We start from the raw sequence: 13571 nt of genomic DNA on the forward strand, positions 1-13571 counted from the left end.
GAGGTTGGTGGATCAGCTAGTTGAAAAAGCAAGGAATGGCAGTGAGCATGCATTCAGGATGTTAATCGAAAAACATAAGCAGTATGTGTTCACCTGTGTGTATGGGGTTTTGAGAAATCAGAAGGATGCTGAAGATGCGTCGCAGGAAGTATGGATGAAGATCTACTCCTCTCTTCCCCGCTATGAGAATCAAGGCTTCAAGACATGGGTAACAAGGATTGCAGTGAATCATGCGATAGATTGCAAGCGAAAGGTTGGGAGAAAGAGAGCCGAGCTTACAGAAGAGCTTCCCGAGAAGGAAATGAGGGATTCTGTCGAAGTCAGGCTGCTAAAAAAAGAACAAAAGGAGCTTGTGCAGAAGCATCTTGAGGATGTACCTGATTCGTATAGAAGGGTGATCGAAGGGTTCTACATAGAAGACAAAACGTATCAGCAGCTGGCAAAAGAAGAGCATGTCCAGGTGAAGACGATTGAAATGAAATTGTACCGTGCCAGGCGTTGGATCAGGAAGCATTGGAAGGAGGAGGATTTCATTTGATGCATGTAGCGTTGGAAGAATGGAAGCGATATGCGAGAGACGAGCTGGATGAGGACAAACGGGATATGTATGAAGAACATTTGTATGCTTGTGATCAATGCATGGGTCTTTACATGGAAGCAATGGAAGATGTCGAGGATGATCTTCCTTCCATTGAAGGTCCGTCCCTCTATACAGATGAGGTAATGGAGAGGATTCCGTTTGAAAGGGCGGCTGTTGGGAAGCAGTCCCGGAGGCATTGGTATGAAGAGAAGATGTTCCATTATGTGATGGCTGTCGCGATGACGCTGATTTTAATGGCGACCGGTATTTTTGGGGAGCTTGTAAAGGTCACGGCACAGTTTGAACACAATCCGAAAGCGACATCGTTTACACAGTCGATTATGGATAAAACCTCGTCACTATTGGATGAGATCGAAGACATTGAAGAACAGGAGGCAAAATGAAATGGCGAGTGAAAAAAATCCGATTATTGCATTTTTATTGGCGTTCATACCCGGGGGCGGGTTGATGTACCTCGGGAAAGTATTGAGGGGGATCATCCTCTTTATGGTCATCCTCGGTACGATCCCGGCAGCCTTCATCATTTCAGACTTTATGATGAGTCCATGGCCTGCGATTCTATTGATAGGCATGGCATTCCTTGCTTATCTGGTCAGCATCGTATACACAGCCCTGCTTGCATCAAGAGGACTGAAGGATAGGGAAAAACCGGTTACACAGGATGACACTTTGAGCAGGGAAAGATTTTATTCGATCATCCTCTCTATGATTCCCGGGCTGGGTCATTTCCAGCTTGGATTGATGAACCGGGGCGTTACATTCCTGGCAACATTCCTTGGGGTGGCGGCGATGATTCTGTTCGTCACTGCAATGACAGGAAGAGGGGAATTCATGGTTTTCCTGATCGTCCTCCCGGTGATATGGGTATATAACTTTTTCGACACCATGCAGCTGCTGAATAAAAAGCAGGCAGGCGAGGTGCTGACGGATCGGTCCGTATTGGAAGACCTTGAAGCACAGCATGAGGGAGGAAGGAAAAGTAAGGCATTCGCCACTTTCTTATCGATGTTCCCAGGGGCTGGCCATTTATATCTGGGCTTTCAACGGAGGGGCATCCAGCTGATGGCTGCGTTTTTATTCTCCATATATATATTGGATGTCCTCAGGTTGGGGATCTTTCTTTTCCTGGTTCCAATCATCTGGTTTTACAGTTTCTTCGATGGCCTGCAACGGGCATCGAAACATGGGAAAGAGCCTCAGGAAGATACGCCGATCGTCTCATACCTGATCAATCAGCAGAAATGGGTAGGGATCGGACTGATGGTGTTAGGTGTGTATTATTTGGCAGTGAATATCCTGCTGCCCCTCTCATACCCGTTGTTGGACGTATACGGCATCGATCCTTATCATGTTATGAACAGTTATATTCAGCCGGGCATCGTCTGTCTTCTCCTGATCGGCGGAGGAATCAAATTAATTGCAGGAAGTAAAAGAGCCAATTCTGAAAGGGAGGTGTCTGAATGAGGACGTGGAGAGTCGGATCGATATCAATGGGGACCCTGCTCCTATTCCTGGGAGTGCTATTGCTGCTTTCCCAACTGGCTGGGTGGGATTCATCCCATGTGCTGGCAGGATGGTGGCCGGTGCTCCTGATCGTGTTGGGTGCGGAAATACTGGTGTATCTGTTTCAATCGAAGGAGGAAAAGCCTCTATTAAAATATGATTTCCTGAGCATTCTTTTTGTAGGATTCATCGGGATGATTGGAATCGGATTCACAGTCCTGCAGGCGACCGGACTGATGGATCAGGTGCACAGATTGTATGAATCTGAAGTGAAAACCGGGAATCTCCCTGTTTATGAACACAAAGTGGGGGATGACATCAAGCGGATTGTCGTGCGTGCAGAACATCAACCTCTGACAGTCGAAACGAATACAGGTAAAGAATTGAGCGTATTCGGGACGTACCGTTCCGATCAAAGCGGAAAAGGTTCACTGCTGTCCGGCCCGGAAGATTATCTCATGGCGAAGGAAAAAGGGGACACGCTTTATATCACGTTAAAAAGTCTCCCAGAAACCAATGGGTGGATACAGGCAAGAAATGAAATGGAACCGACTCTTATTGTACCGGCTTCCGTGTCCCTTGAAATTTCCGGTGACTACAACGAAATCACCCTGAAACCGAGAACTCTTTCAAGCTCATGGGCGGTATCGAGTGTATCAATCGTCAACCTGCTCCTCTCCTCAACAGAAAATGCAAACATCTCTGCAGAAAATGTAGGTAGCATTCACGGGGAAGACGAGAATTGGCAGCCTGCACAAACCGCTGAAGCCGAAGCAGGCGAAGGCGACTACAGTGATGGCAGTGGATACCACAGCGGTACCCTCACACTCGGGAATGGCCAACACCCCATCACCATCACCAACGCAGATCAGCTGAACGTATCCATTAAAGACTGACGTGAGGGACGGACCTCCACACAGCAATCATTTCCGGAAGGTGGGCGGGGGGAAATCCCTTTAGAATAAGGATTCTGATAAGGGGACGGACCTCAAGCACGGTCCCATTTCCTTCAAAATGACCCTATTTCAGAGGTCCGTCCCTCATCCAAATGGGCTAAACCATATCTTCCCATGGGGCTTCTTTTGTGTTAGAATGGGGATAATTTATATGAAATGGAGGTTTTCCTGTTGATTTTAATCAGACTTCGCATCCGCAATTTGAACGCATAATTGAATATGTTCAAAGGCTCTGCCTGTGCGCAGGGTAAATGGGATCGGTCTGACTATTTCTATGGAAAGCTTCATTTGACGTGGAAGGGGGAAGGGATGCTGATTGGCTCTCTTCCTTGTCTTTATAGAGATAGAATTGAATAGTTGACGGGTGATCGTGATGGGTGCATTCACAGGATGCGCCAGAAGAGATGCGGGCTTCTTCATGCCACCTTGATGATTCAATACCATTTACAAAACACAGGCAGATGTCTGTGTTTTTTTCTGCGCTAATAAATGAAATGAATGGGAAGTGACGAAATGATGGAAGAACGTTTAAAAGCGATAGCAATAGGCGTCAATACAAAAGATAAAAATAATGACTTCGACTACTCCATGCTTGAATTAAGGGGACTTGCCGAAGCGAGACATATGGATGTGGTCGGTGAACTGACTCAGAATCTGCCAAGACCGAATCACGTTCATTATATCGGGAAAGGGAAGATTGAAGAACTGGAGCCACTGGTGGAAGAATGGGAGGCGGATGTACTTATCTCGAATGATGAACTCTCACCTTCGCAGATCCGGGTGCTGGAAGAAAAGCTTGATATCCGGGTCATGGACCGGACGATGCTGATCCTGGATATTTTCGCTGAGCGCGCAAATACGAGGGAGGCCAAACTGCAGGTCGAGGTCGCCCAGCTTCAATATATGCTGCCGCGCCTGATCGGCCGCCGGGAATCACTTGGACGCCAGGGAGGCGGATCGGGACTTTCCAACCGTGGAGCCGGTGAAACGAAGCTTGAACTTGACCGCCGCCGGATCGAGGATAAGATCTCTGCGCTCAATAAAGAACTGGATTCACTCGTCGACCTCAGAACGACTCAGCGCAAACAGCGCCAGAAGAGTGAAATCCCGGTTGTATCCCTTGTCGGTTATACGAATGCTGGGAAATCGACGACGATGAATGCATTCGTGGAAACATTCCATCCGAATGAGAATAAGCAGGTATTCGAAAAGGATATGTTGTTTGCCACGTTGGAGACATCGGTGAGAAACATTACTCTGCCGGACAAAAAGGCATTCCTGCTCACAGATACAGTCGGGTTTGTGAATAAGCTTCCCCATCAGCTCGTGAAGGCGTTCAGGTCTACCCTTGAAGAGGTGGTCGAAGCAGACCTCATCATCCATGTGGTCGACTATTCTGATCCCCATTATGAGAAACTGATGGAAGTGACAGAGCGTACCCTTTCAGACATCGGTGGCGGCGATATCCCTGTTATTTACGCTTTCAATAAAGCTGAGCTTGTAGACGAAAATGTCCCTCGTGTCGAGAAGGACCGCATCTATTTCTCAGCTAAAAATAGAATCGGCATCGATGAACTGCTGACTGCTGTGAAAAGTCATATTTTTAAAGATTACAAACGCTGTGAAATGCTCATTCCCTTTGACAAAGGACACTTGATTTCATATTTCAATGAGAATGCCAACGTGCTGGACACCCAGTATGAAGAGAACGGTACAAAGCTGACCCTTGAATGCAAGCTGGTTGATGCTGAGAGGTATCGGGAGTTTATCGTTTAATACAATGAATGGAATAACCCATCCCTGCAAGAATGAGGGATGGGTTATTTCGTTATGTAATTGAAAATACTGTCGTTGGAATTAGCATGGGCGGCATAGTCAGGACGAAATCAGTTTATAAAAACCCCAGCGTGAACTTCACACCGGGGACCTGTTAACTTGCTTTTCTATGCGATTTGACTTCCATCATAGGCAGATATTCGTTAAAGTAATGGTTCGTTTCAGAAACGATCACTTTATAAAGCAACAATAAGGCGATCAGGTTCGGGATCATCATCAATGCGTTGGACATATCGGCAAACGCCCAGACAAGTTCGAGGTTTGCAACGGCTCCTAGTCCGGTCGCAAGAATGTAAATGACCCTGTATGAGTTGGCGAATCGATAATCGGTTAAATACTCGAAACATTTTTCTCCATACATATACCATCCGACGATTGTTGAAAATCCGAAGAAGATGACCGAGAATGAGACGATATATTCACCGACGACACCAAGGGCATGTCCGAAAGCTGCGCTTGTCAGGGCACCCCCATCAAGGCTCGGGGCATGCTCGACACCTGAAATCGCTCCGCCCGTCGGATCCCAGAAGCCTGTCATCAATAGGACAAGCCCCGTCATCGTACACACGACGATCGTGACGATGAACGTACCTGTCATCGCAACCAGCGCCTGCTTGACCGGGTGATCCGTCTTGGCGTTTCCGGCGATCAGTGCTGCTGTACCAAGGCCTGCTTCATTTGAGAAGATCCCGCGAGATACACCGCTCCGGACCGCTTCAGATATAATGATACCCGTGAACCCGCCGGCAGCTGCGACAGGGTTGAAGGCGTAATAAAAGATCATTTCAAACGCAGGGATGATCATATCGTAATTGAGTACGATGATGATCAATGAGCCTCCTACATACAGAAATGCCATGATCGGCACGAAGAAAGACGCGACCGTAGAAATACGCTGAATCCCTCCGAAAATGATGAGTCCTGTCAGGACGGCGAGGGCAATCCCGGTGACCAGGTTGTCAATGTGAAAGCTTGTGGTCATGACATCTGCAATCGTGTTCGATTGGACGCTGTTTCCGATGCCGAGCGCGGCAAATGCCCCGAAGGAAGCGAACGCCACGGCCAGCCACTTCCATTTGCTGCCCAGTCCTTTTTCGACATAATACATCGGGCCTCCGGAATATTCCCCGTTTTTATTCTTTACACGGTACTTCATGGCAAGAAGGGCTTCGGCATATTTCGTCGCCATTCCAAGCAGCCCCACGATCCACATCCAGAAGATCGCCCCGGGTCCCCCGATCGTCAGGGCCGTTGCGACGCCGGCGATATTCCCGTTCCCGATGGTGGCAGAAAGCGCCGTCATCAATGTCTTGAAGTTACTGATGTCCCCTTCGGATTCCGATGAAGACTTCGCAGTAGCATCCTCTTTTGTAAATGCCAGTTTAAAAGCATACATCAACTTTCTGAACTGAAGCCCCTTCAGCATGAAGGTTAAAAAAAGGCCCGTCCCGAATAACAGTACTAAACTTGGTGTTCCCCATAAGAATGAATTAATCTTGTCTAGCACATCTAACATAAAATCCTCCTCGTCATCTCTAGTTGTAAACGTTTTCTTGAGTGATTCCATCTACTATTTATATAGTATTCCGAACAATCTGTCCATAAAAAATACCTTCATTTCCAGAGATTGAGCCTTTTTCAGTAGGGACGGACCTCTCACTTTGAGTGTGGCAGCCTTGTAGAATAAGGGTTTTGGAGAGGAAAGAGGGCTAAAAATGGGGACGGACCCCCTAAATCAGCTCCTGGCCGCAGGCCAGCGCTGATTTTGGAGGTCCGTCCCTACAATTATAGAAGTGTGATGAGCAATATGACGAGAAGCGGTCCGAATAGGATGAGGTATCCGAGCGGACGGGCGAAGTTCAGGGTCCAGCCGACTCCGAAGCGCTTTTCGACGAAGATGGAAGGGTCTTCGGGATTGTAGTAGATGAGCCCGCCTTTCCAGTAGCGGTCGTCGTCTGCATTGATCACTTCACCGTTTTCTTCTTGTATGACTTCTACATCGAAATCTGAATCCTTCTTTCCAACTTTTACAGCCATCAAAACGGTGCCGATCAGGACAAGGGCTGTGAAGGCGAGCGGCACGGTCAACATCAGCAGATCACTTACGCTATTTTCATAAAGTGTCGTGAACTGCAGGAAGGTGAACAGCATGGACATCAGGATGGAAATGAAGAGCAGTAGCCAGCTTGTGTATTTACGAAGCCGAAGCTGACGGATCCGTGAGGCCTTTACATTCCCTGCGCTCAGCTTGATCCCTGAATTCCTTGTCAATTCATTGATGCCGAGGAACATTCCGCTCATGAAGAGCAGCACAATCGGCAGAGTCAGAGCAGACAGATATGTTTTCGTTGTGAACGCATCAGGCTTTCCGTCTGGTCCCCAATGGGTAGGGAACTTATCAGGAAATCCATTATAGTTAACGAGCGTAAATACAATCAGCCCGATGGCGATGACCATCGGAATCGTAAGTACGAACCAAGGCAGCATCTCATCTTTCGTCCGTAGGTTCAATTCTGATACATTCACCTGCCGGCGGTCTTTGAACCATTGCTGCTGCTGTTTGTAGGCAGTCACTTTCATGTGAAAGTAGAAATAGAGCGCCAGCGATATAAAGAGAATCACAAAGGGCAGGAATAAACCTGCGAAGATCAAGTGATTTTCGGTCATATCCACAGTGGATGACCAGATAAAAAAGATTGCGAGAACGAGTAGTGACAATATACATGTTAAGATAGCATAGATTTTTTTGTATTGTAAAAGCTGTTTGTTCCTTACTTCATCGACCGGTATGGTGACGCCGAACACGACCGTCCGTTTTACGATGAAAGGAACGGCGATCTGGATTGCCATGAGGAAACCGACCGTGATGAATAAGAGCAACATTTCCATTTATTTCTCCCCCTTAACTTTCAAAATGATGGACGTTACGAATTCTTGAATGTCCTGTTCGCTCATGCCGATCACCAGTGATTCAACCAAGAGCGGCCGCAGTTCTTCTGACAATTGATCAAGGCGGGAAGGAGCGATTTCTCCTTCGGCAGGAGGACAGATGACAGCCCCTGATTTCGGGACGATCCGGATTACGCCTTTATCTTCCAATTCGTGATAGCTTTTGTTGACGGTGTGCATGTTCACCCCAAGGTCTCCTGCCAGGCTCCGAACCGATGGCAGAATGTCTCCTGGAGACAGCTCTCCCCTTACAATTCCTTCCATGATGCCGTTTTTCACCTGTGCATAGATGGGTATATCCGACTGAGGTTCTATTTGGATAAACAAGATTTCACCCCCTACTTTGTTATATGTTAAGTATAACAGAATTGTTCTATAAAACATATAACAAAATGTTTCTTTTTTCAAATGACCCAGAAGTGACAAACAGCGTGATAGTATAGAAAGAACGGAAGCATACGTGAAGAAAGAATGTGAAGGTGACACAAACATCAGCTTCACGATACATAGATAAATAGAATCCTAGTTGAGGTGAAAGAGATGGTTGAAAACTTGAAGATTGAAGAAATAACGGATATCGGGCCACATGTGAACGAACTTTCCGAATTGCTGTGCAAAGTGGTGGAGGACGGTGCATCGATTGGTTTCCTGTCACCAATAGCCCGTACGACGGCCACAGACTATTGGGTGAATGCGTTGGAATCTCACGTCATACTCTTCATCGCAAAGGTCGGTGATCACATCGCAGGTACCGTCCAGCTACACCTCTGTACCAAACAAAACGGAACCCACAGAGCCGAAATCGCCAAAATGATGACCCATCCTCACTTCCGCCAAAAAGGAATTGCTCGCCGCCTCATGCAAGCAGCAGAAAGCAGAGCAAAAGGTGAGGGACGGACCTTGCTCATCCTCGATACGGTGGAAGGGGCGCCATCAAACCATCTCTACACGTCACTCGGCTATATAAAGGGAGGGCGCATCCCGGATTACGCTGCATCCCCACAGGGGGAACTGGAAGCAACGATTCTATATTATAAGCGGTTTTGAGGGTGAGGGCTGGAGAGGGACGGACCTCGAAAATATCCAAATTCAAGAAAAAATACAGGTTTAGAGGTCCGTCCCCCAAGGGAATTAAATGATAGGAAAATAGAATCAGAAACCCTATATAGGTTTGGTACGTATGGATAGGCAGGTTATTTTTTGGAGGAGGAAGAGATGGAGAAGAGAAGAAGTGTGTTGTTGGTGAGTTTGTTGTCGGGGTTTTTGTTTCTGACGGGGTGCAGTGATTCGAGTGCCGGCGGCGGGGAATCACAGGCTGAGAAGAAAGAAGATCCTTATGAAAAAGAAGTGAAGAAAAAGAACGAGGAAATCGGGGAGCTTGAGCCTCTGCTTCTCACTTCCTACAGTGAAGAAATCGGTGTTTCCTTAGATGAACCTGTTTATAAAGAGTTCGCCGCGAACGGGCAAGTGACGGTCGACGGGGAAATCGAACAATATACCGAGCTGAAGTCAGATTATGCCTGGATCAAGGTCAGGGCAGAAGAGGAAGGTCCAGCAGGCAGGCAGCTGGAATATTACACACCGATTGAAGACGGAAAGTTCAAGCAGGATATCCATTTCTTCAATGGTGAAGGTGAGTACAATGTGTCTGTGCAACTGCCGGATAAGGACCGTGAAAATTATTACTACGACACGGCAGCCTTCACCGTTCATAATGTGAATCCTGAAGGGAAGCGGGATGTGACCCTCACCCCGTTCGGACATGATGCAGGACTGCGCTTTCAGTCCGATGCAAGTTTTGTCCAAGGGGATGAAGTCTTTTCCTTAAGGGGAGAGGCAGATAACCTGAAGGATGAGGACACTCTCATGATCAGATTAAGAAAGGATTCGGATGTTTATACCCATGTGATTCCTGTCGCAGGCGGACAGTTCAGCTACGATGTTCCGCTGTTTTATGGAAAAGGAGTCCATGAGCTTGAGGTCCTTGTCCCCGATGAAAAGCGGGAGGGTTATTATCAGACTGCAAGCACACTCCTTATCGACAATCAATCGGACCGTCAAATGAGCCCGATCGATTACGGGGAAACCTATCGCGAACGGGGTGTGACGCTCGAATCCCCGAGGTTTGGCGGTGAAAAGGCAGACGGAACCTATTCAATCAAAGGGAGCATCGATCCACAAGCGCAGTTCGGTCCGGAAACCACCCATATTTACATTACGACGAAAAAAGGTGACGATGAAGCGCTAGATGTGATCCCTGTCGAAGATTTCACCTTTGACGATTCCTTTTATCTCCGCTTTGGTCCAGGTACATACGAGGTGACTCTGAGCGTACCTGAAATCAAGGAAGAGAACAGTGACTATTTCAGATATTTCGGCTTTGCGAAGTTTGAAGTGGAATCAACCGGCGAAGACAAACGGGATCTGCTGCCATCCCGCGGGGTACAGTCGGATGCACCTGAAATAAAGGAAAAGGCAAACGAAGTCACGCAGGGAATGGAGACTGACCGGGATCAAGCGAAAGCGATCTACGACTATGTGGCGAAAAACGTCTCCTATGATGTAGAAAAGTATGAAAACGATGATTTCAACTGGGATGACAGTGCGATGAAAACACTGGAGACAAAAACAGGTGTGTGTCAGGATTACGCATACCTTGCGATTGCCATGCTCCGGGCAAGTGACATTGAATCGAGGTTCGTCGAAGGCCGTGCAGGCGGAATCTTCCCTGGGAGACACGCGTGGGTGGAAGCGAATCTCGACGGGGAATGGGTCACCCTTGATCCGACCTGGGGATCGGGATATTTAAAGGACGGGAAATTCGTACCGGCCTTTAATGAGGATTATTTTGATCCAAGTATGAATGAATTTAAGAAGACACATACCCGTACGGGCGTGTCATACTAAAGGAAAAAGGTGTCAACTCCTGTAAAAGGGGATGCCGCCTTTTTTACTATGTGAAAAAACATCATGACATTGTCGTCGATAGTCAGAAATAGTACACTTATAATATGAAAAATGACATAGAGATCATAGGAGAAGATGGAATGGATTTTATTCGGAATAAGAAAACCCTCATCCTACTTTTTATGACGATGATTGTACTAGAATTAGCCGAAATCGTGTGGAAGGCCACCAACCCCGATCATGAAGGCATTTCTTCTTTTCTTCATGTTGGATTAGTAGTCTGTATGCTTGCAATTCTGCTTCTATTATTTAAAGGGAACTCCCTTGCTTCAAGGGAGCTTACCCAAACGAATAGAAATTTAAATAACATTTTTGAAACGCTGGATGTGGCGATATGGTCCCACGATATGAAGGAAGATGTCCTGTTGATCACGCCTGGTATCGAAAATTTGTACGGATACTCGTTGAAGGAATTTTACCGTGATTCACTTCTTTGGAAAAAAGTCATCCATCCAGAAGACAGCGACGTGTTAAAGGAAAGGGAAGAAACGCTTGCATCCGGACAGTCATGTGTGAGTATTTATCGCATCATTAAACCTGACGGGCAGGTCCGCTGGATCCAGGACAGGGGGATTCCGACATTTGATGAAAGTGGAGAGATGGTGTCCTTTACAAGTGTACTGTTTGATATCACAGACCGAAGGGAAAGTGAAGACAAGTACCGGAGTTTAGTGGAAATGTCCCCCGATATCATCGCGGTGATCAGTAATGAAAAGTTTGATTACATCAACGAAGCCGGCAGCAAGTTGGTCGGTGCGGAAAGTCCGCAGGATATCATCAATGAAGATGTGGCCCTATTCACAAGGCCGGAGGATATTATCACAGTCAGGGAAAAGGCCTACGGCTCCATGACGGGCGAACGGTTTGAGCTGACAATCAAACGGCTGAACGGCGCAGAAATAGATGTGGAGGTATCAGCCATGCCCATCCTGTATGGGGGCCGGACTGCCATCCAATTGGTTGGACGTGATATTACGGATCGGAAAAAAGCAGAAAAGACGATCCACACCATGGCCTATTACGACACGTTGACCGGCCTGCCGAACCGGAATAAATTCAAGCAGTTCTTAAATGAATCGATCTCCATGTCCCCGGAACAATCCATTGCGATTTTATTCCTGGACTTAGACCGATTTAAGGTCATCAATGACACAAAAGGGCATTCTACCGGTGATATTATCCTGGAGCAGGTTGCTCTTCAGTTGAAAGCTGTAGTCCTTGATCATGGGACCGTCTTTAGGCAGGGCGGGGATGAATTTATCATACTTCTTTCAAATTTAAATGTAGCTGCTGTTGAAGAAATTGCCGGGGATATTCTTGAAAGCTTCATAAGTCCGATCACGATTGATGAACAGGAATTCTTCGTGACGCCAAGCATCGGGATCAGCATGTACCCATTCGATGGGGAGGATCAGGAAAATTTGATCAAACATGCCGATACAGCGATGTACTTGGCGAAAGAACGTGGCAAGAACAATTACCAGTTTTATTTTCCTGAGCTTGAAACAAATTCGTCACGACATATGGAAGTGGAAAATGGTTTAAGGAAAGCGTTGGAATTCAACCAATTCACTCTTTATTATCAGCCTAAGGTGGACTTGGAGACTCATACTGTCCTGGGTGTGGAAGCGTTGATCCGCTGGGTACACCCTGCGTTGGGATTGATTCCGCCAACGGAATTCATCCCCTTGGCAGAAGAGACGGGGCTGATCAATCCGATCGGTAAGTGGGTGCTCCGGGAAGCTTGTCAGCAAAGCAAGAGCTGGGAAGAGCAGGGACTCGGCGTCATTCCCGTTGCCGTGAATATATCCGTCAGACAGATTAAAGATGACGGATTCGTTGATATGGTGAAAGAAACGCTGGCTGAGATGGCATTCCAGCCAAGTCGTCTGGAACTTGAAATCACCGAAAGCATCATGCAGGATTTCGAAAGATCCACCGAAGTGCTCAACAGGCTGAAAGAGGTCGGGGTGACGATTTCAATGGATGACTTTGGAACGGGCTATTCCTCTCTCAATAACTTAAGGCATTTGCCGATCGACAGCATCAAGATTGATAAATCCTTCGTTGATGATATCGCGAAAGCTTCCCCTCAAGTATCGATCGTCAAAGCGATCATAGACATGAGTCAGAACATGAACTTTACGACCATTGCAGAAGGAATCGAAACGGCTGAACAAGTGGCATTCCTGAGAGGAAACGGCTGTCAGGTGGGGCAAGGGTATCATTTCGGAAGGCCAATGCCTGCATCAGAGCTTCATTCGTACTTGCTTGACAGGAAAAATCTATAACCGTTCCCGCTGGTCCTGTATAATAAATGACGAAGTGTCACAACGAAATCACTATTGGAGGATCAACATCATGTCACAATGGCCAAATTGTCCTAAATGCAACTCAGCATACACGTACGAAGACGGAAGCCTGTATGTTTGCCCAGAGTGTGCCCACGAATGGACCACAGAAGTGGAGCAATCGGACCAAACTGAAAAAATATTCAAAGACGCCAACGGAAATATTCTGACCGACGGCGACTCCGTCTCAGTCATCAAAGATTTGAAAGTAAAAGGAAGCTCATCGGTACTCAAAATGGGAACCAAAGTCAAAAACATCCGACTCGTCGAAGGCGACCACGACATCGACTGCAAAATCGACGGCTTCGGCCCCATGAAACTCAAAACCCAATTCGTTAAAAAGATATAGTAAAGATGAGGGACGGACCTTCAACAGGCTTTTCAGATGGAAAATGAGCCCTGTTGGAG

Annotated in this window: 12 protein-coding genes; 9 read left to right on the top strand and 3 right to left on the bottom strand. The window is 47.1% G+C overall.

Features of this window, described 5'->3' with window-relative positions; genetic code table 11:
• Positions 1-7: 7 nt before the first annotated feature.
• The 5 genes from KH172YL63_RS04125 (at position 8) to hflX (ending at position 4836) form a co-directional block, all read left to right on the top strand.
• Positions 8-538, top strand: a complete 531-nt coding sequence (locus KH172YL63_RS04125) for a sigma-70 family RNA polymerase sigma factor (protein WP_332066979.1) — start codon at positions 8-10, stop codon at positions 536-538.
• A complete protein-coding gene (locus KH172YL63_RS04130; protein ID WP_173104927.1) occupies positions 538-984 on the top strand; it encodes an anti-sigma factor in 447 nt (148 codons plus the stop codon). The genes KH172YL63_RS04125 and KH172YL63_RS04130 overlap by 1 nt, the downstream gene beginning before the upstream one ends.
• A gap of 1 nt (position 985) precedes the next feature.
• Entirely contained in the window at positions 986-2065 is a 1080-nt protein-coding gene (locus KH172YL63_RS04135) for a hypothetical protein (protein WP_173104928.1), read from the top strand.
• Positions 2062-3000: a LiaF transmembrane domain-containing protein gene (locus KH172YL63_RS04140; RefSeq protein WP_173104929.1), complete on the top strand. Its 939-nt coding sequence runs from the start codon at positions 2062-2064 to the stop codon at positions 2998-3000. Before KH172YL63_RS04135 ends, KH172YL63_RS04140 begins: the two co-directional genes overlap by 4 nt.
• Before the next feature lie 576 nt (positions 3001-3576).
• Complete coding sequence (gene hflX / locus KH172YL63_RS04145) at positions 3577-4836, top strand: GTPase HflX (protein ID WP_173108050.1); 1260 nt, start codon at positions 3577-3579, stop codon at positions 4834-4836.
• Positions 4837-4990: 154 nt separating this feature from the next.
• Here hflX and KH172YL63_RS04150 read toward each other — a convergent pair whose 3' ends face one another.
• The 3 genes from KH172YL63_RS04150 to KH172YL63_RS04160 form a co-directional block, all read right to left on the bottom strand.
• Complete coding sequence (locus KH172YL63_RS04150) at positions 4991-6412, bottom strand: alanine/glycine:cation symporter family protein (protein ID WP_173104930.1); 1422 nt, start codon at positions 6410-6412, stop codon at positions 4991-4993.
• Between the two features lie 269 nt (positions 6413-6681).
• Complete coding sequence (locus KH172YL63_RS04155) at positions 6682-7785, bottom strand: DUF1648 domain-containing protein (protein ID WP_173104931.1); 1104 nt, start codon at positions 7783-7785, stop codon at positions 6682-6684.
• On the bottom strand, positions 7786-8172 hold the full coding sequence (locus tag KH172YL63_RS04160; protein WP_173104932.1) for a GntR family transcriptional regulator: 387 nt from the start codon (positions 8170-8172) through the stop codon (positions 7786-7788).
• 213 nt (positions 8173-8385) lie between these two features.
• On the opposite strand from KH172YL63_RS04160, the gene KH172YL63_RS04165 reads away from it, so the two are divergent.
• From KH172YL63_RS04165 to KH172YL63_RS04180, 4 genes are all read left to right on the top strand, one after another.
• Positions 8386-8892 (top strand): GNAT family N-acetyltransferase, encoded by a 507-nt coding sequence (locus KH172YL63_RS04165; RefSeq protein WP_173104933.1) that lies wholly within the window; start codon positions 8386-8388, stop codon positions 8890-8892.
• A 168-nt stretch (positions 8893-9060) separates the two neighbouring features.
• Positions 9061-10752, top strand: coding sequence for a transglutaminase domain-containing protein (locus KH172YL63_RS04170; protein WP_173104934.1), 1692 nt, complete (start codon positions 9061-9063; stop codon positions 10750-10752).
• Between the two features lie 140 nt (positions 10753-10892).
• Entirely contained in the window at positions 10893-13103 is a 2211-nt protein-coding gene (locus tag KH172YL63_RS04175) for a sensor domain-containing protein (protein WP_173104935.1), read from the top strand.
• 70 nt (positions 13104-13173) lie between these two features.
• Entirely contained in the window at positions 13174-13512 is a 339-nt protein-coding gene (locus tag KH172YL63_RS04180) for a zinc ribbon domain-containing protein YjdM (RefSeq protein WP_173104936.1), read from the top strand.
• Positions 13513-13571: the final 59 nt, after the last annotated feature.

Source organism: Bacillus sp. KH172YL63 (assembly GCF_011398925.1).
GTDB lineage: Bacteria > Bacillota > Bacilli > Bacillales > Bacillaceae_B > Rossellomorea.